The sequence below is a fragment of the Nocardioides sp. NPDC087217 genome, assembly GCF_044744805.1.
GTDB lineage: Bacteria > Actinomycetota > Actinomycetes > Propionibacteriales > Nocardioidaceae > Nocardioides.
Window position 1 is genome coordinate 845,838 of record NZ_JBIUZB010000002.1, and the last position, 19,617, is coordinate 865,454.

Genomic DNA, 19,617 nt, shown 5'->3' on the forward strand with positions numbered 1-19,617 from the left:
AGGACATCTAGCTTCTCGTCTCAGGTCTGTCGGCCGAGGAGGCTTCGGCCAAGATCGGGTGAGCCTCACCGTAGACGTGCTCGTCGTCGAGATGGCAATGGGTCCCCGGGTAGATCGTCGACATGCACAGGTTGCAGTGGATGCATCGCGACACCGTCGAGGGGTCCGCCCGGAGGCGGTTGACCAGGTCCGGCTCGCGAAGCAGCGCGCGGGCCATCGCGACGTACTCGAAGCCCTCGTCCATCGCGGTCCGCATCCCAGCCAGGTCGGTGACCCCGCCGAGAAGGACCAGCGGCATGCTCAGCGCACGACGGAACTCGCGGGCGTTGTCGAGGAAGTAGAGCGACTTGTAGGGGTACTCCTTGAAGAAGCCCTTGCCCACCATCCGCATGCCCATCCGGATCACCGGGTGCAGCGGCATGTTGGCGGCCATCTCGCGGTAGGGGGCGTCGCCGCGGAAGAGGTACATCGGGTTCATGAACGAGGAGCCGCCGGTGAGCTCGAGCGCGTCGAGGTGACCGTCGGACTCGAGCAGGCGCGCGAACTCGACCGACTCGGGCAGGTCGAACCCGCCGCGGTAGCCGTCGCGCATGTTCATCTTGGCGAGCACGGCGACCTGGCCGCCACCCACATCAGCAACCGCCTCCCGCACCGCAGCCACGATCTGGCGCGGGAACGAGGCTCGGTTGGCCAGCGATCCGCCGAACTCGTCGGTACGGGGGTTGAGGCGCGGGCTGAGGAACGAGCTGGGCAGGTAGTTGTGGCCCAGGTGCACCTCGATCGCGTCGAACCCGGCTTCGACCGCCATCCGGGCCGCGGCGCCGTGCTGCTCGACGACCCGGGCGAGGTCCGCCGCGGTCGCGGCGCGGTTGAAGGCCATCCCCAGCGCGTTGAACGAACGCGTCGGCGCCAGCGACGGCACCCCGTTGGACTTGGCGTTGGCCACCGGGCCGGCGTGACCGATCTGGGCCGAGATCTTGGCGCCGGTCGCGTGGACCTCATCGGTCAGCCGCCGCAGCCCCGCCAGTGCTTCCGGGCGCCAGTAGATGCAGTCGGCGTGCGTACGTCCCTCCGGGGCCACGGCGAGATAGGCGACCGTGGTCATCCCGACGCCGCCCTCGGCGACGGCGAGGTGGTAGTCGATCAGCCGGTCCGAGACGAGCGCCCCGGGTGAGGCGCCCTCGAAGGTCGCCGCCTTGATCACCCGGTTGCGCAGGGTCACCGGACCCAGCGTCGCGGGCGCGAGCGGGTCGGTCATGGAGTCGGTCACGCGCGTACCTTCCTGAACTCACGCATCCTGCGCAGATAGCCCCGCAACCGCCGGCCCGGCACCGGCCGCGGCCAGTCGTCGGCCCGGAACCAGGCGTCGGTGCCGCCGTCGACCACGACGACGCTGCCGACCATGAAGTCCGCGGCGGGGCCGAGCATGTGGATCACCCAGTCGGCGAGCAATCCGGGGTCTCCGTAGCCGCCGGCCGGGACCGGAAAGGACCGGATCGCCTTCGCCTCCCCCGGCGTCGCGAGCTGCCTCTCCAGCAGGGGCGTCAGCACCGCGCCCGGCGCGATCGCGTTGAGCCGGATCCCGGCCTGCACCCATTCCGGCTCGACCGCGCGCCGCCGCATCCAGCGGGTGACCGCGACCTTCGAGGCGCCGTAGGCCATCGCCGGCGCCTGCTTCCCGAAGATCCGGTACGCCTTCAGCGCCCGCTCCGCGTCGCCCTCGAGCAGCGCCGCGACCGCTCGTCCCGGGATCAGCGGCATGGTGGTGGTCGAGTTGCTGGAGAAGACCACGACCTTGGCGTTCCTGGTGGCGGCGAGCGCCTCGCGCCAGCCCTCGAGAAGCTCGACGACACCGAGGTAGTTGACCTGCGTGATCAGGGCGGGCCTTTCGCGCCCCGGCGCCGGACCCAGCCCGGCCGCGAGGACCGCGCCGTCGAGCCGGCCGCCACAGGCGGCGAGCACCTTCTCGGTCGCGTCGCGGCGACCCTGCGGCGTCGACAGGTCGGCGACCACATCCGCCTCCGCGATGTCGACGGTCACGACCCGGTGTCCGGCGGCGAGGAGCCGCTCGACCACCGCGGCTCCCATGCCCGAGGCCGAGCCGGTGACGGCGTAGACAGCCGTCACCCGAGCACCTCGGCGATGCGGTGAACGTCGGCGGCCGAGCCGAGGCTCAGCAGCAGGGTGGTCACACCGGTCTCCTCCCACTGGGCCACCTTGTCGCGTACCTCTGCCTCGGTGCCGATGATGTGCAGGTCGTCGACGAGCTCGTCGGGGATCAGCGCGGTGGCCTTCTCCTTCTCACCGGTCAGGTAGAGCGCCTGGACCTGCCCGGCGAGCTCGGCGTAGCCCATCCGCTCGAAGACCTGGTTGTGGAAGTTCTGCTCCTTGGCCCCCATCCCGCCCATGTAGAGGGCCGCGAACGGCTTCATCGCCTCGAGCGCGGCCTGCTTCTCGTCCGCGTCCGCGACGACCTGGAGATGGCAGGTCGCGGCGATCTCGAAGTCGTCGGCAGTACGCCGCGCCCCGGGTCGCGCGAAGCCCTCGGCCAGCCAGTCGGCGTACATCGGGGCGGACCTGGGGGTGTAGAAGATCGGGATCCAGCCGTCGGCGATCTCGGCGGTCTGGGCGACGTTCTTGGGGCCTTCGGCACCGAGCCAGATCGGGATGTCGGCCCGCAGCGGGTGCACGATCGGCTTGAGCGGCTTACCGAGCCCGACCGAGCCCTCGCCCGTGAAGGGCAGCGGGTAGTGCGGCCCGTCGTTGGTCACCGGAGCCTCCCGGGCGAGCACCTTGCGGATGATCGAGACGACCTCGCGGGTGCGGGCCAACGGCTTGCCGAACGGCTGGCCGTACCACCCCTCGACCACCTGCGGGCCGCTCACGCCGAGACCGAGGATGAACCGGCCACCGGAGAGATGGTCGAGGGTCAGCGCGTGCATCGCGATCGACGTCGGCGTACGCCCGGACATCTGCACGATCGAGGTGCCGAGACGGACCCGAGAGGTCTCCCGGCCCCACCAGGCCAGCGGCGTCAGGGCATCACTTCCCCACGCCTCGGCGGTGAAGATCGCGTCGAACCCGGCCTCCTCCGCGGCGGCGACGAGCTCGCCGACGCCCGTCGGTGGCTGTGCTCCCCAGTAGCCAAGCTGTAGCCCCAACTTCACTCTCATCGACTCCTTCGTCGCCTCTTACGGGTTGTGGCCAATACTAGAACGTGTTTCACTTTCTGTCATGAGTCGCACCCTTCAGGCACCCGTGACGGTCGCCTTCGACTACACCAGATCCACAGGCCCGGTGATCGGCCGCTTCCTCACCGGACTGCGAGACACCACCATCGTCGGCGGCCGGCTCGGCGACGGTCGAGTCGCGGTCCCACCCCCTGAGTACGACCCGGTCACGCACCAGGCCGTGACCGAGTTCGTCGAGCTGCCCGACACCGGCACGGTCACCTCGTGGACCTGGGTCAGCGAGCCCGTCGCCGGCCAGCCGTTCGAGAGGCCGTTCGCGTACGCCCTGATCACCATCGACGGCGCCGACACCCCGTGGCTGCACGCCGTCGACGTCGCCTCCCCCGACGACATCGAGACCGGGATGAAGGTCCGAGCCCGATGGGCCGAGGAACGCACCGGCTCGGTCAACGACCTGGTCTTCGAGGCCGACGGCGGCGACCCAGCAGGCGACCCAGCAGGCGACCCGGCGCAGGCCGGAGGCGAGGACGTCAGCCTGATCGTGACCCCGGTCAGCCTCGACTACCACTACGCGGCCTCGCCGGAGGAGTCCTCGTTCTTCCGCGGCCTGGCCGAGGGCCGGATCCTGGGTCAGCGCTGCCCGAAGTGCCGGAAGGTCTACGTCCCACCGCGCGGCGCCTGCCCGACCGACGGCGTGCCGACCGCGGAGGAGATCGAGCTCTCCCACGTCGGCACGGTGACCACCTTCTGCGTCGTCAACGTCCCGTTCCTGGGACAGAAGATCAAGCCGCCGTACGTCTCCGCGTACGTCCTACTCGACGGCGCCGACATCGCACTGCAGCACCTGATCCTGGACATCCCGGCCGAAGAGGTCCGGATGGGGATGCGGGTCAAGGCGGTCTGGAAGCCGCGTGACGAGTGGGGCACCAGCATCGAGAACATCAGCCACTTCGCGCCGACCGGTGAGCCGGACGCGGACTTCGACAGCTACAAGCACCACCTGTGAGGAGCGCTCAGTGAGAGACGTTGCCGTCGTCGGGTTCGCCCAGCGACAGATGAAGGACTTCGACGGGTCGCCGAGCATGGCCGAGCTGCTCGTGCCGATCCTGGCCGAGTGCTACGAGCAGACCGGATGGGCCAAGAAGGACATCGGCTTCTGGTGCTCGGGCTCGTCCGACTACCTGGCCGGCCGGTCGTTCTCGTTCGTGAGCGCGATCGACGCGATCGGGGTGCTGCCTCCGGTCAACGAGTCGCACGTCGAGATGGACGCCGCGTGGGCGCTCTACGAGGCCTGGATCAAGATCCAGACCGGTGAGGTGGACACCGCGCTGGTCTTCGGTTTCGGCAAGGCGTCGGCGGGCGTCCTGCGCCGCACGCTGTCCCTGCAGCTCGACCCTTACACGATGACGCCGCTGTGGCCCGACACCGTCTCCCTGGCTGCGCTCCAGGCGCGCCTCGGGCTCGACGCCGGGCTCTGGGACGAGGCGGCTCTGGCCGAGGTCGTCAACCGGTCGCTGACCGATGCGGAGAAGAACGAGTACGCCGTCCGTGCCGGCGGCTCCTCGGTGAGCGAGCTGCTCGCCCGGCCGATGTTCGCCGACCCGCTGCGCAAGCACGACTGCGCTCCGGTGACCGACGGCGCCGCCGCGATCGTGCTCGCCGCCGGCGACCGCGCGTACGACGCCAACCAGCGTCCGGCCTGGATCACCGGCATCGCGCACAGCTCCGACGGTCTCTACCTCGGCACGCGCGACCTCACGATCTCCGGCTCGGCCCGGCGGGCAGCAGCCGCCGTGGGCGGAACCGCGGGCGTCCAGGTCGCCGAGCTGCACGCGCCGTTCAGCCACCAGGAGCTCGTCCTGCGCTCAGCGCTCGGACTGGGTGATGACGTACAGATCAGTCCTTCGGGCGGGGCGCTCGCCGCCAACCCGATGTTCAGCGCCGGCGCCATCCGGATCGGCGAGGCCGCCAAGCGGATCTGGGACGGGTCGGCCGACAAGGTGCTCGGCCACGCGACCAGCGGTCCGGCACTGCAGCAGAACCTCGTGTGCGTGATGGAAGGACGAAACTGATGGGCAAGACCCCAGCCGCCGTGATCGGGATCGGCCAGACCCACCACCGCGCCAAGCGCGAGGACGTCTCGATGGCCGGGCTGTGCCGTGAGGCGATGGACCGGGCGCTCGAGGACGCCGGCCTGACCCTCGACGAGGTCGACGCCATCGTCATCGGCAAGGCACCGGACCTGTTCGAGGGCGTGATGATGCCCGAGCTCTACCTCGCCGAGGCGCTGGGCGCGGCCGGAAAGCCGCTGCTGCGCGTGCACACCGCCGGCTCGGTCGGCGGCTCGACCGCGATCGTCGCCTCCTCGCTGGTGCAGGCCGGCGTCCACAGACGCGTCCTCACCGTCGCCTTCGAGAAGCAGTCGGAGTCCAACGCGATGTGGGCACTCTCGGTGCCGATCCCGTTCGTGATGCCGGTGCATGCCGGCGCGGGCGGCTACTTCGCCCCGCACGTACGCTCCTACATCCGCCGCGCCAACGCGCCCTCGCACATCGGTGCGATCGTCGCGGCCAAGGACCGCAACAACGCACTGAAGAACCCGTACGCGCACCTGCACAACGAGGGCACCACGGTCGAGTCGGTCCTGGCCTCGCAGATGCTCTGGGACCCGATCCACTACGACGAGACCTGCCCCTCCTCGGACGGCGCCTGCGCGATGGTGATCGCCGCCGAGGACGTCGCCAAGACGTACGAGGCTCCCGCCTGGATCCACGGCACCGTGATGCGCTCCGAGCCCACCTCGGCCGCCGAGCGCGACCAGGTCAACCCGCAGGCGGGCCGTGAGGCCGCCGCGGCGCTGTGGAAGGCGACCGGGATCACCGACCCGGCCCGCGAGATCGACTGTGCCGAGATCTACGTGCCGTTCGCCTGGTTCGAGCCGATGTGGCTCGAGAACCTCGGCTTCGCCGCCGAGGGCTCGGGCTGGAAGCTCACCGAGGCCGGCGAGACCGCCCTCGGTGGCAGCCTCCCGGTCAACATGAGCGGCGGCGTACTCTCCTCCAACCCCATCGGCGCCTCCGGCATGCTCCGCTTCGCCGAGGCCGCCCTGCAGGTCCGGGGCCGCGCCGGCGAGCACCAGGTCGACGGCGCCCGTCGCGCGCTCGGGCACGCTTACGGCGGCGGCTCGCAGTTCTTCTCGATGTGGGTCGTGGGTTCGGAGCCTCCGCAGAACTGACCCTCGCCCGCAACTTCCCCTCATATGCGGGGAAGTTGCACCCACCGCGCGACTGACCGGTGTCACTTCCCCGCACATGTGGGGAAGTGACACCGGCGTCGTCGGCACGGCGGTAGCCTCGTACGTCGAGAACAGGAGGCGGCCGATGCTGGCGCTGACACAGCGAACCTACGGCGGTCTCGGCGCCGTCACGATGGAAGATCTACCGGTGCCCGCGCCCGCGCCCGACGAGGTGCTCGTCAAGGTGCACGCCTGCTCTCTGAACGGCTCGGACCGCGAGAATCTGGCCGGCAGCCCGTTCTACTCCCGCCTCGGCGGCCTGCGGCGACCGAAGCATCCGGTGCCCGGCTCCGACATCGCCGGTGTGGTGAGCGCGGTCGGCGCGGAGGTCGGCGAGTATGCCGTCGGCGATGCGGTGTTCGGCGAACTGGCGGGCTACCGCGGCGGTCTGGCCGAGTACGTTGCCACGCGGCCCGCACTGCTCGCCCGGAAACCACCCGGCCTGACGTACGCCGAGGCAGCAGCGATCCCGCAGGCCGGCGGCATCGCGGTCCGCGCCATCGAGGGGCGGGTCACGACGGGCGACCGCGTGCTCGTCAACGGCGCCGGTGGTGCCGGTGGTCCTTTCGTGGTCGGGCTGGCGGCGGCGTACGGCGCGGAGGTCACCGCCGTCGATCGTGGCGAGAAGGCGGACTTCCTGCGTGCGGTCGGCGCGAGCGCTGTCATCGACTACCCAGGCGAGGACTGGGCCGATCAAGGGGACCGTTACGACCTGATCGTCGACCTGGTCGCCCACCGCTCGCCGTTCCGGGTCCACCGGGCGCTGCGCCGCAGCGGCAGCTACCTCCTCGTCGGCGGATCCACGCGCACCCTGGTCGCCACGCTCCTCGCCGGCCCGATGATCCGCGCGACGACCGGGAAGCGGGTCGGGGTGCTCGTGGTCCCGCAAGCCCGCGAGCACGCCGAGTCCGCGGCCACGGCGGTGGCCGAGGAGCAGATGTCGCTGCACATCGACAGCACCTTTCCGCTGAGCGAGGCGGTCGCGGCGTACGAGCGCCTCACCAGTGGCGCCAACCACGGCAAGATCGTGGTGGTCATGCCCGAGTGAGCCGATCTGGCCTCGACCGACGGCCTTGTGCATTTCGACGCCCGGTCATGTCAAGCAAGACCGACCTTGCAGGCTTCCGGCGCGTTCGGCATGGTGACGAACGCCGAGAATCCAGATCCCTCCGTCGTCAGGTCCAGCTCGAGGGCTCCTCGACCAGACCCCCGCACCAAGACAGCATCCATTCGGTCGGGGCCTCCGTCCTCGCCCTTCACGAACTCCTCATCGTCGACCTTCCACCCCAGCTCCTTGAACCGATCGGCCAGGAGCCGGAACTCGACTCGATCGGATGCCGTAGGGCCACTCGACCTCGGACCCTTGTGGGAAGGCTTCTGCCAGGTCACCGCCACGGACGGCTGATCCACAGAACTCGTCGAATCGTCGTAGATGCAGGGAAGGACGCCAGCGTCCAGGCCCGTGATAGCCGTGCCACGCGGTGCCTCTATCGACATCAGCTGGTCGGCCCAGGGCTGTAGGTCACTCATCGCCTGTCGCTCTGCCGCCTCGTCGACCACCATCTTCTTGGGCAGGAGGAACCAGATGACCAGGCCGACAACGGCAAGCGCGACGAGCAAGACCAGCGCAATCAGCACGGCGGCCACGAAGACCCATCCTGGAACCCTGACGCGGTCACCGTCGTGGCGCTTCACCCCTGCATCCATTCCTCGCCGAGTTCAGGATCGTCGAGCAGCTCGCAGCCTCCGGGTCTCGAGGAGAAGGCGATGACCATCTTCACGCCCGCATCCTCGGTCCGTTGCCCGCGCAGAAGGTAGGCCTCGATGACGCGGCCCTCGACAGACTTCTGGTAGCACATCGGAACCCGGCCCTCCACCACCCAACCGTTGGAAGACATCAGCTCCTGATACGTCCGGAGGACGACTTCCCAAGGATCTGTCGAGGACAGGCGAATCTCTCCGGAGATCGATCGGTCGTCCGGATCGCAGCTCGCCTCGAGCTCACGCTCGGATGCGAAGGCTTCTCGAGCGGCACGATTCACACCGTCCGACTCCAGGGCTTCCATCACCGAATAGTCGCTCGGCGCGCAGACGAACAGCCCGACGTAGCCCCACAGTGCGCTCTCGATTCCACGGACACCACCGCCACCGAAGAAGACCAGCGCGGCCAGCACGGAGAGGACACCAACGACCGCGGTCAGAGGACGGCGTACGAAGCCGACTGCGGTCCGGATGGGCAGACGGGAAGGAGGAACCATGGAACGGACTCCCCTTTCGACGAACCACGGATGACGAGGCTGGTCCGGGATCATGGCCCGACCAGGAACGAAGACCGTAGTCCCCCAAAGGGGCACACCAGGTGGGGGCCGCTGATCCCTACCGAGTTTTTGCCATCTGAATTGGCAGCATGTGTCGGCTAACGTGCGATGGCATGGAGTGCCAGACCTGCGCCATTGGCGAAGCCGAGGTGGATACCCCTCGCGGATCGATCGTGACGACTACGCACTGGCGGGCGTCGCATGCGCTCAACACGTCGCTGCCGGGCTGGCTGGTCCTGGTCACGCGTGAGCACGTGACGGCCCTCGATGTCCTCGACGCCGAGGGGCATGCCGAGCTCGGCACCCTCCTCGGGCAGCTCTCGCGGGCGCTGCGGACCCTGACGGGGTGTGAGAAGACCTACGTCATGCAGTTCTCCGAGACTCCAGGACACCACCACCTGCACGTCCATCTGGTCCCGCGGATGCCGGGCCAGCCGGCGGACAGGATGGGCCCGAAGGTGTTCGGCTACCTCGTCGTCCCAGAGGACGAGCAGATCCCGGCGTCCGAGCGGGACCGCATCGGGCTCGCGATCCGCTCGACGCTTGCCAAGCAGCTCGCCGGCGAACTCAGGTGAGGAACGTGAGCTACGCAGGACTGAGCAAGCTGCTCGTCGTGCCGGACGGGTTCGAGGCACCTCGGGTGCTCACCCACGGTGACCTGACGGCGCGGCCGCTGTCGCGTGACTGCCTGGCCGATGACGTACGCGCCATCAACGCCGACCGGGAGCTCATCAACGCGACCCGGGGTGGCGGGTGGCCGGACGGGCCGACGTCGGAGGAGGACGACTACATCGACCTGGTCTGGCACGAGGGCGAGTGGAAGGAGAACAAGTCGTTCTCCTATGTCCTGGAGACGCCCAGGCTCGGCTATGTCGGGTGCGCCTATCTCTACCCGCTCGGCGTACGGCAGGAGCTGAGCGAGGAGCTGGCGGCGTACGACGTCGACGTCAGCTGGTGGGTGACCACCGAGGCGTACGAGCAGGGGCTCTACGAGATGGTCTACGAAGCGCTGAAGAAGTGGGTGCCGGCGGGCTATCCGTTCCGCCGGCCCCACTTCTCTAATGTCGTCGTGCCTGGCGCTCAGGCGTAGGTGACCGGCAGCTCCTTGATGCCGTTGATCCAGGCGTGACGCAGGCGGCGCGGGGCGCCGTTGGGCTTCAGGTCGGGCATCCGGTCGGCGATCACGTCGAACATGATCCGCACCTCCATCCGGGCCAGGTTGGCGCCGATGCAGTAGTGGGCGCCGTGGCCGCCGAAGGCGAGGTGGGGGTTGTGCTCGCGGGTGATGTCGAAGGTGTCGGGGTCGTCGAAGACGTCCTCGTCGTGGTTGCCCGAGGCGTAGTAGAGCCCGACGCGCTGCCCGGCCTTGACGAGCTGACCGCCGACCTCTACGTCGTTGATCGCGGTGCGGTGGAAGACGGTCACCGGGGTTGCCCAGCGAATCACCTCGTCGACCATCGTGTCGGGGCGCTCGTTCTTCCACAGCTCCCACTGGTCGGGGTTCTCGAAGAAGGCCTGCATGCCGTGGGAGATCGCGTTGCGGGTGGTCTCGTTGCCCGCGACGGCGAGCAGGATGACGAAGAAACCGAACTCGTCATCGCCCAGCGCGCCGCCCTCCAGCTCGGCGTTGACGAGCTTGGAGATGATGTCGTCCTTGGGGTCCGCCTTGCGCTCGGCGGCCAGCGTCATCGCGTACGTCAGGATCTCGATGGAGGCGGCCTCGGGATCCGCGTTGTAGTCCGGGTCGTCGTAGGCGAGCATCTGGTTGGACCAGTCGAAGAGCTTGCGCCGGTCCTCCTGCGGGACGCCGAGGAGCTCGGCGATCGCCTGGAGCGGGAGCTCGGCAGCGACCTCGGCGACGAAGTCGCCCTCGCCCTTGGCCAGCGCATCGTCGACGATGCTGTTGGCCCGCTCGACCAGACGATCCTTGAGAGCGTTGATCGCACGCGGGGTGAAGCCACGGCTGATGATCTGGCGCAGCTTGGTGTGGTCGGGAGCGTCATGGTGGATCAGCATCGCGCGCTGCAGCTCGACCTGCTCGCGGGTCATGTCCGGCGCGAACCGGATGATGACGCCGTTCTCGTTGGTGCTGAAGTTCTCGCTGTCCTTGGAGACGGCGAGGATGTCCTCGTGCTTGCTGACCGCCCAGAAGCCGGTGTCGAGGAACCCTGCTCGCGCCTCGGGCTTCTGCTCGATCCAGAAGACCGGAGCCGTACGCCGCAGCTCCATGAACTCCTGGAGCGGGACGCGCTCCTCGTTGAGCACGGGATCAGTCGGATCGAAATCCACGGGGAGAGCGGTCACGGGTGTGCTCCTTCGAGGTCTTTTCTGTAACACGTTCTAGTTTATGTTCACACAGTGCCCAGGATCACACAAGGGTTGCGCCAAACGAGAACACGTTCTACTTTGGAACAATCGAGTGTAACCGGTGTCGCGTCATCAGGCGTGACGGTGCGCGCCCGCGCACCAGCGACTTGTCGAAACCCCCGAAGAGCGAGGTTCCATGGGCACGCCCGTCATCGTCGAAGCCGTCCGTACCCCCATCGGCAAGCGCAAGGGCTGGCTCGCGGGCCTGCACCCGGGCGTCCTGCTCGGCGCCGCCCAGGTCGAGGTGCTCAAGCGCGCCGGTCTCGACCCTGACCTGGTGGATCAGGTCATCGGCGGCTGCGTCTCCCAGGCCGGCGAGCAGTCCAACAACATGGTCCGCCGTGCCTGGCTCCACGCGGGCCTGCCGATCCACACCGGCTCCACCGTCATCGACGCGCAGTGCTCCTCGGCCCAGCAGGCCACGCACCTGATCAACGCGATGATCGCCTCCGACCAGATCAAGGTCGGCATCGCCTGCGGCATCGAGTCGATGTCACGCATCCCGCTGGGCGCCAACGTGCCCAAGGGCGCCGGCGATCCACGTCCCGAAGACTGGAACATCGATCTGCCCAACCAGTTCGAGGGCGCCGACCGGATCGTGAAGAACCGTGGGTTCTCCCGCAACGAGGTCGACGAGTTCGGTCTGTGGTCGCAGGTCAAGGCTCGCCAGGCGCGCGACGCCGGTCACTTCAAGAGCCAGATCTTCGCCGTCGAAGCCCCCATGCTCGACGACGAGGGCAAGCCCACCGGAGAGATACGCACCGTCACCGAGGACCAGGGCATCCGCGACACCTCGCTCGAGAAGCTGGCCGGGCTCAGCCCGGTGCTCGAGGGCGGCACCCACACCGCCGGCACCTCCTCGCAGATCTCCGACGGCGCCTCGGCGCTGCTGCTCATGGACTCCGCGGTCGCCGCCTCGCTGGGCCTGAAGGCTCGGGCACGGATCGTGACGTCCAACCTGGTCGGCTCGGATCCCTACTACCACCTCGACGGCCCCGTCCAGGCGACCGAGAAGGCGCTGAAGGACACCGGGATGACAATCGGCGACATCGACATCGCCGAGGTCAACGAGGCCTTCGCCGGCGTGGTCATGTCGTGGGCCGCGGTGCACCAGGTCCCCGAGGAGAAGATCAACGTCAACGGCGGCGCGATCGCCCTCGGCCACCCCGTCGGCTCCACCGGCACCCGGCTGCTCACCGCCGCGCTGCACGAGCTCGAGCGTCGCGACGCGAGCACCGCCCTGGTCTCGATGTGCGCCGGCGGCGCTCAGGCCACCGCCACGATCATCGAGAGGATCTGATCGTGCCCAAGTCCAAAGTCACCGAGGCCGAGTACGTCGTCGTCGGCGCCGGCTCGGCCGGCTGTGCCGTCGCCGGCCGCTTGGCGGCGGCGGGGAAGTCGGTCATCCTGCTCGAGGCCGGGAAGAACGACAGGCGCAACTACCTGGTGACCAAGCCAGGCATGATCGGCCCCCTCCACGCCGAGCCGCGGCTGAAGAAGCTCGTCGACTGGGGCTACCACACGGTCCCCCAGCAGCACGCCCGCAACCGCGAGCTCCCCCAGCCGCGCGGCAAGGTGCTCGGCGGCTCCTTCTCCATCAACGGCCTGCTGTGGGTCCGGGGCAACCGGGCCAACTACGACGCCTGGGCGGCCGAGGGCAACACCGGCTGGGACGCGGACTCGGTCAACGAGGCGTACCGGCGGGTCGAGGACTACGAGGGCGGTGGCTCCGACTACCGCGGCACGGGCGGGCCGATCAAGGTCATGAAGCACCCGCGGCCGACCGAGGCGTCCCTCTCCTTCCAGCGCGCCGCCGCCGAGACCCTCGACGTGAAGGTGCTCGACGACTACAACGGCGCCGAGCAGGAGGGCGTCTCGACGTTCCAGCAGAGCGCGATCGACGGCCTGCGCTACTCGGCCTCGCGGGGCTACCTCCACGACCAGGAACTGCCGAGCCTGACCACGCTGACCCAGGTGCACGTCTCGAGGATCCTGATCGAGAACGGCCGGGCGAGGGGCGTCGAGATCCTCACCAGACAGGGTCCGCAGACGATCTCGGCGACCCAGGAGGTCATCGTCTCCGCGGGCGTCTTCGGCTCCGCGCAGCTGCTGATGCTCTCCGGAATCGGTCATTCCGCCCACCTCGCCGAGCACGGGATCACCGCGATCCACGAGCTGCCGGTCGGCGACAACCTGCACGACCACATGTTCGTGCCGACCACCTGGGAGATGCCGACCGCGCTGCACCACGGCACCGCCGGCTACTTCGGCAAGGCGGTCCTCAAGGAGCAGACGGTCGGTCGGTCGATCCTCGGCCACACCGTCTTCGAGACGGTCGGCTTCGTCCGCACCTCGCTGGCCACCGACGTACCCGACCTGCAGCTGCACGTGCTCCCCTGGGCCTATCCCTCCCCCAACCAGGACGCGCCGATCCGCCACGAGGTCGATCCGCGGGCGGCCCTGACGGTGATGTCGTCGCTGATCTACCCGCGCTCACGCGGGACGCTGCGGCTGCGTAACGCGGACCCGACCGCCGAGCCGCTGATCGACTTCAACTACCTCGCCGAGCCCGACGACAAGCGCGTCCTGCTCGAGGGCGTGGAGATGATCCGCGAGATCATGGCCTCCCCGGCATTCGGCGACCAGGTCAAGTCGGAGATCCATCCCGGCAAGGCGATCGACGCAGAGGCGATGAAGGACGAGGTCACCAACCGCGCGACCTCGATCTACCACGGTGTCGGCTCCTGCCGGATGGGCGTCGACGAGCGGGCCGTGGTCGACCCGCAGCTCCGCGTACGCGGCATCGACGGCCTCCGCGTCGCCGACGCCTCGATCATGCCGTCGATCATCGGCGGCAACACCAACGCTCCCGCGGTCATGATCGGTGACCGTTGCGCAACCTTCGTCCTTGACGAAAATCTGTAGAGCCGTCCTCGACAACCGCTGATCGGAAGCAGACATGAGCACTGACACCGCGAAGACAGCAGACGTACGCCGCCCCGACTGGATCACCGAGGAGCTGCTGGCCGAGCTGGTCTCCCGGGTCCCGTCCTCGACGGGTGCGTCCTGGAAGCTGACCGAGGTCTACACCGGTGAGGTGCTGGTGGCGCTGCCGCAGTCCTCGCCGGCAGACGTGGAGCGGGCCGCCGAAGCCGGCCGGGCTGCCCAGCAGGCGTGGGCGGCGACCCCGCTCCGGGAGCGACTGGCCGTCTTCAAGCGCGCCCACGAGCTGATCCTGCGCAACCAGCACAAGATCGCCGACCTCATCCAGGCCGAGTCGGGCAAAGCCCGCCGGATCGCGTTCGAGGAGGTCTGCGACCCGCCGATGGTGATCTCGCACTACCTCAAGCGGGCGCCGAAGCTGCTCAAGGACAAGAAGCGCCCGGGCGTGATGCCGGTGCTGTCCAGCTCGATCGAGCGCCACCCGCCGCGAGGCCTGGTCGGGATCATCGCGCCGTGGAACTTCCCGTTCGCGACCGGTCTCTCCGACGCGATCCCGGCGCTCATGGCCGGCAACGCGGTGCTCCTCAAGCCCGACAACAAGACGGCGCTCTCGCCGCTGTTCGGGATCTCTCTGCTCGAGGAGGCGGGCCTGCCCAAGGGCCTGTTCCAGGTGGTCTGCGGCGAGGGACCGGACGTGGGCCCGACGATGCTCGACAACGTCGACTACGCGATGTTCACCGGCTCGACCGCGACCGGCCGGTTGATCGGCGAGCAGGCGGGGCGCAACCTGATCGGCGCCTGCCTCGAGCTCGGCGGCAAGAACCCGATGATCGTCCTCGACGACGCCGACATCGACGAGACCGTCGGCGGCTCGATGTTCGCCGTCTTCGGCAACACCGGCCAGATCTGCATGCACATCGAGCGGATCTACATCCCCGAGGCGATGTACGACGAGTTCCGCGACAAGTTCGTGGCCGCCGTCGAAAGGATGCGGATCGAGGCGGCGTACGCCTTCGGGCCCGACCTCGGGGCGCTGGTCTCCCCCGACCATCTGGCGCGGGTGCAGTCGCACGTCGAGGACGCGGTCGCGAAGGGCGCCACCGTGCTGACCGGCGGCAAGGCGCGTCCCGACATCGGGCCGACCTTCTTCGAGCCCACCATCCTGGAGGGCACCACGAAGGAGATGCTCCACGGGGTGACCGAGACGTTCGGGCCGGTGGTCTCGCTGCACCGCTACTCGACCCTCGAGGAGGCGATCGAGCTGGCCAACGACACCGACTACGGGCTCAACGCCTCGGTGTGGACCACGAACTTCAAGCGCGCCCAACAGGTCGCGGCGCGGATCGAGTCGGGCAACGTCAACATCAACGACGGCCTCGCCACCGCGTACGCCTCGAAGTCGACCCCGTCGGGCGGCATGAAGCAGTCCGGAGTCGGTGCCCGCCACGGCGACCAGGGACTGCTGAAGTACACCGAGACCCAGAACGTCGCCACCCTGAAGAAGCAGGTCATGGGGCCGCAGGGCAAGCAGACCTTCGACGACTACGCCAAGCAGATGCAGGCGTCGCTACGCTGGATGCGGAAGCTCCACATCCGTTGACGCCCGTCTCCCGCTATGCCGAGCTGACCCGGGAGGAGCTCGCCGAGGTCGTCCGCGAGCTCCTCCTGATCGGCCAGCTGATCGACCGCTCCGGGATGGCGTGGTGCATCTCCGCCTTCGGGCGCGAGGAGATGCTCCGGATCGCGATCGTCGAGTGGGCCGCCGCCTCGCCGATCTACACCCGGCGGATGCAGACCGCGCTGGGCTACGCGTCGGCGGTGCCCGGGCAGGGCGACGTACCGACGATCTTCAAGGGCCTCCAGCTCGACATCGGCGCGCCCCCGCAGTTCATGGACTTCCGCTACACCGTCCACGACGCCCGCCACGGTGAGTTCCACCTCGACCACTGCGGCGCGCTGATGGACGTGGAGCCGATGGGCGAGGAGTACGTCCGCGGGATGTGCCACGACATCGAGGATCCGACGTTCGACGCCACCGCGATCGCGACCCACCCTCGGGCCCAGGTGCGTCCGGTCCACCGGCCGCCGCGGACGCCGGCCGACCGCACCCCCCACTGCCGCTGGACGGTGACCATCGACGACGCCCATCCCGAGGCGGTGGCGATCCCCGAGCTGGCCGTCAACGAGCGCTCCCGCGCGGCCGGGCTCGAGCTCGCGCCGATCGATCCGTCCGAGGACGGCGCGGCCGACTACGCCGGACCACTGGTCTCCGACCTCGACCTGGCCGGTTTCTCCCACTCGGCGCTGGTGCGCATCGCCGACGAGGTGTGCCTGCAGATGGCGCTGCTCGACCGCGGCTTCACCCTCGCGCTGGAGTCCCGGGTGACCTCGCCCGAGCAGCTCCTCGAGATCCGCCGCAAGCAGCTGGTCGGGGTCGCCGGCATCGCCGGCGCGCGCCTCGCCCGGGCGCTCTCGCTGCCGCCTGACACCAAGGGCGCCCTGCGGCTGCTCGCGCTCCATCCGATGCTCAACCCCGCTGCGTACGTCTCTGTCGAGGTGGAGGCCGACGCGCTGACCGTCCGCCCTTCGGCGGCCGACGAGGACGGTGCCTGGGTCTCGCTGATCGGGCCGGAATGGTCTGTTCCGCTCCGGGTCGCGGTGCAGGCTCTCGACCCTCATCTCGACGTCGAGGTCCGGTCCATTGGAGACGCGGTCGATGGCGGCTGGCGGGTCGAGATCGTACGCCGCACCGAACCCGCTCCCGAGGCCGACGAGGTCGCGGTGGTGAGGTTCAGCACCGGCGCGGACTTCGCCTTCGAGCCGCGCCGGTCGCTGCCGATCACGCCCGTCTGAGGTTCAGCGGCGGCGCAGCGCGAGGACCGGGATCACCCGGTCGGTCTTCGCCTCGTACTCGCCGAAACCAGGGCTCATCGCCTTGAAGCGATCCCAGGCGGCGTCGCGCTCGGCGCCGGTCAGCTCGGTCACCTCGACCTCAACGACCCCTTCGTCGGGCGTCTCGATCTTGGTCTCCGGGTGAGCCAGCAGGTTGTGGTACCACGCCGGATTCTCGGGCGCGCCGGCCTTCGAGGCGGCGATCAGCCAGGTGTCGGGATCCGGGTGGAGGTTGGCCACCGGCGAGACCCTCTCGGTGCCGGTCTTGGCGCCGGTGTGGTGCACGAGCACGAGCCCGCGCCCGAACGGCACCGAGGTGACGTTGCCGTCGTTCGAGCGGAACTCGTCGATGATCGACTGGTTCCAGTCCTTGTAGTCGCTGCCTGACATGGAGTGCCTTTCCCCCGAGGAATCGGTTTTCACCCACTCTCGCAGACCTCCCCAACGAGCACCGGTCAAACCGAACGCCGAGTCGGCTCGTCCTGACCGAAATCCCTGCCGAGTCGGCTCGTCATGACGCGCCGACTCGGCGTTGTTTTCTGTCAGGATGCGCCGGCTCGACCTGGGGGGCGGGTCAGACTCGGGCCAGAGCCGCGATGCGGACCTGCTCCTCCCGGTCGGTCACCTTCGCGCGCGGCCGGCCGATCTCCTTGCCGGACTCGCACTCGTGGGTGTCGAGCGTGTTCCAGCCGGTCTGGTCGACGATGACCACGCCTCGCTCGGCGAGGAGATCGTCGAGGGGCTCTCCGGTGGGGTCGGCGAGCGAGCCGGCGGCGTAGTCATCCAGGAGGGTGCGTACGGTCTCGGCGGCGCAGGCGCGGTTGGTGCCGATCACGCCGCTGGGACCACGCTTCGCCCAGCCCGCGGTGTAGGTGGCCTCGGCACCGATCACCCGGCCGGCCTCGTTCGGGAACCGGCCGGTGCCCGCCTCCGTCGGGACACCGTCGACCCCTGCGGAGCGGTAGCCCGTGGCCCTGACCACCAGCCCGGCCTCGACCTCCTCGCCGCTGTCGAAGCGCACCCCGGCAACGGTCTCCGTGCCGAGGATCTCGGTGGGCGTGAGGCCGAAACGGAGGACGAGCCGCTTCGCGGCGTCGCTACGCGGCCGGGTGGCCAGGTCGCGCAGCAGGTCGGCCTTCTGGAGCGCCCCGAAGGTGGCGGCATTGCGTTCGGTCGCGTCCGTCTCGGTCGGCAGAGCGGTCAGGTCCGCCTCGTCGACGACGACGTCGATGCCTGGGGCGTCGGCCAGTGCCCGCAGCTCGGGGCTGGTGAAGGCGGCGTGCTCGGCACCCCGGCGGGCGGTGACGACGACCTCGCGGATGCCGCTGGCCGCCAGGGCCGAGAGCGCGACCGGAGCCAGGTCGGAGGCCGTCAGAGCCGCCTCGTCGGCCAGCAGCAGCCTGGCCAGGTCGAGGGCGACGTTGCCGTTGCCGATGACGACGGCCCGCTCGTGCGCGAGCGGGAAGGTGAGCTCGGCACGGTCGGGATGACCGTTGTACCAGCCGACGAGCTCCGCCGCGGAGGTCGAGCCCGGCAGCTCCTCCCCCGGCAGGCCGAGGCTGCGGCCCTCGCAGGCGCCGGTGGTGTAGACGACCGCGTGGTGGGCGCCGAGGAGCTCCTCATGGGTGACGTCGCGCCCGATCTCGACGTTGTAGCGCGTCCGTACCCGGCGGTGGCGTGCCGTCTTCGCGAAGCCGGCGACGATCTCCTTGGTGTCCAGGTGGTCCGGCGCGACGCCGTAGCGGACCAGACCGTAGGGGGTCGCGAGCCGGTCGATGACGGTGATCTCGACGTCGCAGCGGCGGGTGGCGGCGAGCTCCTCCGCGACGTACCAACCGGCCGGGCCGGCTCCGACCACGGCCACCTTGAGCGGCCCGCCCGGGATCTTCGGGCCCGGCGACGGCAGCGGCGCGGGCTCCTCCTGCTCGCCGGTGAACTCGAAGAAGGCGGCGTTGATGTCGACGTAGGGCGCGAACGCGTCCGGGACCTCGTAGTCCGGGTAGATCGCGTTGACCGGACAGGCGTCCTCGCAGGCTCCGCAGTCGATGCACTCGTCGGGGTGGACGTAGAGCATCTCGGCGGCGCCGAAGCCCGGCTCGTCGGGTCCGGGGTGGATGCAGTCGACGGGGCAGACCTCCACGCAGGAGGCGTCGTTGCAGCACGACTGGGTGATGACGTACGTCATGAGCGCTGAGCCTTTCCCTGGGCCTCTTTCTCGGCCTTCCTCCGGGCCTTCCCGATGGTCTCCTCGACCACCGTGTTCATCCTGGCACCGTTCGGCCAGCCCGCGTAGTGACTCAGGAACACCACGATCTCGCGCAGCTCGTCCTCGGAGAGCTCGCCGTTGGCGTACGCCGCGGGGATCTGGATCCCGAGCACGTCCGCGGCACCCTGGCCTGCGAGCAGGCCGATAAGCAAGAGCCGGCGGTCGCGGGTGGTCAGGCCCGGGCGCTGCCAGATGTCCCCGAAGAGATGGTCGGCGGTGTAGCGGAAGAAGTCGCCCTCGCCGTCGGCCATGTCGAAGCCGTAGACCTCCTCCATCTTGCGCAGGCCTCGGGCGCGCTGCTCGGGGAGGTCGGCGAACTTGTCGGTGTCGTCGTTCATGATTCCG

19 protein-coding genes are annotated in these 19,617 nt (G+C 69.3%); 10 read left to right on the forward strand and 9 right to left on the reverse strand.

The features are described 5' to 3' along the window. Positions 1-7 precede the first annotated feature (7 nt). From ACIO3S_RS11465 to ACIO3S_RS11475, 3 genes are read right to left on the reverse strand one after another with little or no spacing between them, the layout of a single operon-like run. Complete coding sequence (locus ACIO3S_RS11465) at positions 8-1,270, reverse strand: NADH:flavin oxidoreductase (RefSeq protein WP_400463158.1); 1,263 nt, start codon at positions 1,268-1,270, stop codon at positions 8-10. Continuing rightward, complete coding sequence (locus tag ACIO3S_RS11470; protein ID WP_400463161.1) at positions 1,267-2,127, reverse strand: SDR family oxidoreductase; 861 nt, start codon at positions 2,125-2,127, stop codon at positions 1,267-1,269. Before ACIO3S_RS11470 ends, ACIO3S_RS11465 begins: the two co-directional genes overlap by 4 nt. Beyond that, positions 2,124-3,173 carry an LLM class F420-dependent oxidoreductase gene (locus tag ACIO3S_RS11475; RefSeq protein ID WP_400463164.1) on the reverse strand — a complete coding sequence of 350 codons (1,050 nt, stop codon included), beginning with the start codon at positions 3,171-3,173 and terminating at the stop codon, positions 2,124-2,126. Before ACIO3S_RS11475 ends, ACIO3S_RS11470 begins: the two co-directional genes overlap by 4 nt. 61 nt (positions 3,174-3,234) lie before the next feature. On the opposite strand from ACIO3S_RS11475, the gene ACIO3S_RS11480 reads away from it, so the two are divergent. The 4 genes from ACIO3S_RS11480 (at position 3,235) to ACIO3S_RS11495 (ending at position 7,534) form a co-directional block, all read left to right on the forward strand. Continuing rightward, positions 3,235-4,197 carry a Zn-ribbon domain-containing OB-fold protein gene (locus ACIO3S_RS11480; RefSeq protein ID WP_400463167.1) on the forward strand — a complete coding sequence of 321 codons (963 nt, stop codon included), beginning with the start codon at positions 3,235-3,237 and terminating at the stop codon, positions 4,195-4,197. A 10-nt stretch (positions 4,198-4,207) separates the two neighbouring features. After that, the gene (locus ACIO3S_RS11485; RefSeq protein ID WP_400463170.1) at positions 4,208-5,263 is read left to right on the forward strand and encodes a thiolase domain-containing protein; all 1,056 of its coding nucleotides are present in this window, start codon (positions 4,208-4,210) and stop codon (positions 5,261-5,263) included. Beyond that, a complete protein-coding gene (locus ACIO3S_RS11490) occupies positions 5,263-6,426 on the forward strand; it encodes a thiolase domain-containing protein (protein ID WP_400463173.1) in 1,164 nt (387 codons plus the stop codon). The genes ACIO3S_RS11485 and ACIO3S_RS11490 overlap by 1 nt, the downstream gene beginning before the upstream one ends. A gap of 145 nt (positions 6,427-6,571) precedes the next feature. Further along, a complete protein-coding gene (locus ACIO3S_RS11495) occupies positions 6,572-7,534 on the forward strand; it encodes an NAD(P)-dependent alcohol dehydrogenase (RefSeq protein WP_400463176.1) in 963 nt (320 codons plus the stop codon). A 50-nt stretch (positions 7,535-7,584) separates the two neighbouring features. Here ACIO3S_RS11495 and ACIO3S_RS11500 read toward each other — a convergent pair whose 3' ends face one another. After that, a complete protein-coding gene (locus ACIO3S_RS11500) occupies positions 7,585-8,181 on the reverse strand; it encodes a hypothetical protein (protein WP_400463179.1) in 597 nt (198 codons plus the stop codon). After that, positions 8,178-8,660 carry a hypothetical protein gene (locus tag ACIO3S_RS11505; RefSeq protein ID WP_400463182.1) on the reverse strand — a complete coding sequence of 161 codons (483 nt, stop codon included), beginning with the start codon at positions 8,658-8,660 and terminating at the stop codon, positions 8,178-8,180. Before ACIO3S_RS11505 ends, ACIO3S_RS11500 begins: the two co-directional genes overlap by 4 nt. Before the next feature lie 317 nt (positions 8,661-8,977). Between ACIO3S_RS11505 and ACIO3S_RS11510 the strand changes: the two genes are divergently transcribed. Then, positions 8,978-9,379, forward strand: a complete 402-nt coding sequence (locus ACIO3S_RS11510) for an HIT family protein (RefSeq protein WP_400463185.1) — start codon at positions 8,978-8,980, stop codon at positions 9,377-9,379. 5 nt (positions 9,380-9,384) lie between these two features. Further along, positions 9,385-9,894, forward strand: a complete 510-nt coding sequence (locus ACIO3S_RS11515) for a GNAT family N-acetyltransferase (RefSeq protein ID WP_400463188.1) — start codon at positions 9,385-9,387, stop codon at positions 9,892-9,894. Here ACIO3S_RS11515 and ACIO3S_RS11520 read toward each other — a convergent pair. Then, complete coding sequence (locus ACIO3S_RS11520) at positions 9,885-11,108, reverse strand: cytochrome P450 (protein WP_160023311.1); 1,224 nt, start codon at positions 11,106-11,108, stop codon at positions 9,885-9,887. The two genes, ACIO3S_RS11515 and ACIO3S_RS11520, sit on opposite strands and share 10 nt — an antisense overlap. Before the next feature lie 199 nt (positions 11,109-11,307). On the opposite strand from ACIO3S_RS11520, the gene ACIO3S_RS11525 reads away from it, so the two are divergent. Genes ACIO3S_RS11525 through ACIO3S_RS11540 form a run of 4 tightly spaced genes read left to right on the forward strand, consistent with a single transcriptional unit; the run spans position 11,308 to position 16,967 of the window. Next, positions 11,308-12,471 (forward strand): steroid 3-ketoacyl-CoA thiolase, encoded by a 1,164-nt coding sequence (locus tag ACIO3S_RS11525; RefSeq protein WP_160023309.1) that lies wholly within the window; start codon positions 11,308-11,310, stop codon positions 12,469-12,471. Between the two features lie 2 nt (positions 12,472-12,473). Further along, positions 12,474-14,096 carry a GMC family oxidoreductase gene (locus tag ACIO3S_RS11530; RefSeq protein WP_400463193.1) on the forward strand — a complete coding sequence of 541 codons (1,623 nt, stop codon included), beginning with the start codon at positions 12,474-12,476 and terminating at the stop codon, positions 14,094-14,096. Between the two features lie 34 nt (positions 14,097-14,130). Continuing rightward, positions 14,131-15,714: a succinic semialdehyde dehydrogenase gene (locus ACIO3S_RS11535; RefSeq protein WP_400463196.1), complete on the forward strand. Its 1,584-nt coding sequence runs from the start codon at positions 14,131-14,133 to the stop codon at positions 15,712-15,714. Further along, positions 15,711-16,967: a hypothetical protein gene (locus ACIO3S_RS11540; protein WP_400463199.1), complete on the forward strand. Its 1,257-nt coding sequence runs from the start codon at positions 15,711-15,713 to the stop codon at positions 16,965-16,967. The genes ACIO3S_RS11535 and ACIO3S_RS11540 overlap by 4 nt, the downstream gene beginning before the upstream one ends. Positions 16,968-16,970: 3 nt before the next feature. Here the strand turns inward: ACIO3S_RS11540 and ACIO3S_RS11545 are convergent, their stop codons facing one another. From ACIO3S_RS11545 to ACIO3S_RS11555, 3 genes are all read right to left on the reverse strand, one after another. Continuing rightward, positions 16,971-17,396 carry a nitroreductase/quinone reductase family protein gene (locus ACIO3S_RS11545; RefSeq protein ID WP_400463202.1) on the reverse strand — a complete coding sequence of 142 codons (426 nt, stop codon included), beginning with the start codon at positions 17,394-17,396 and terminating at the stop codon, positions 16,971-16,973. A 184-nt stretch (positions 17,397-17,580) separates the two neighbouring features. Then, positions 17,581-19,191, reverse strand: a complete 1,611-nt coding sequence (locus tag ACIO3S_RS11550; protein WP_400463205.1) for an FAD-dependent oxidoreductase — start codon at positions 19,189-19,191, stop codon at positions 17,581-17,583. Beyond that, on the reverse strand, positions 19,188-19,610 hold the full coding sequence (locus ACIO3S_RS11555; protein WP_400463208.1) for a carboxymuconolactone decarboxylase family protein: 423 nt from the start codon (positions 19,608-19,610) through the stop codon (positions 19,188-19,190). The genes ACIO3S_RS11550 and ACIO3S_RS11555 overlap by 4 nt, the downstream gene beginning before the upstream one ends. Positions 19,611-19,617 lie beyond the last annotated feature (7 nt).

Coding starts and splice junctions, on each gene's coding strand:
- ACIO3S_RS11475 (WP_400463164.1), bottom strand. CDS start 3,173: ATGAGAGTGAAGTTGGGGCTACAGCTTGGCTACTGGGGAGCACAGCCA.
- ACIO3S_RS11525 (WP_160023309.1), top strand. CDS start 11,308: ATGGGCACGCCCGTCATCGTCGAAGCCGTCCGTACCCCCATCGGCAAG.
- ACIO3S_RS11550 (WP_400463205.1), bottom strand. CDS start 19,191: ATGACGTACGTCATCACCCAGTCGTGCTGCAACGACGCCTCCTGCGTG.
- ACIO3S_RS11545 (WP_400463202.1), bottom strand. CDS start 17,396: ATGTCAGGCAGCGACTACAAGGACTGGAACCAGTCGATCATCGACGAG.
- ACIO3S_RS11495 (WP_400463176.1), top strand. CDS start 6,572: ATGCTGGCGCTGACACAGCGAACCTACGGCGGTCTCGGCGCCGTCACG.
- ACIO3S_RS11480 (WP_400463167.1), top strand. CDS start 3,235: ATGAGTCGCACCCTTCAGGCACCCGTGACGGTCGCCTTCGACTACACC.
- ACIO3S_RS11490 (WP_400463173.1), top strand. CDS start 5,263: ATGGGCAAGACCCCAGCCGCCGTGATCGGGATCGGCCAGACCCACCAC.
- ACIO3S_RS11535 (WP_400463196.1), top strand. CDS start 14,131: ATGAGCACTGACACCGCGAAGACAGCAGACGTACGCCGCCCCGACTGG.
- ACIO3S_RS11555 (WP_400463208.1), bottom strand. CDS start 19,610: ATGAACGACGACACCGACAAGTTCGCCGACCTCCCCGAGCAGCGCGCC.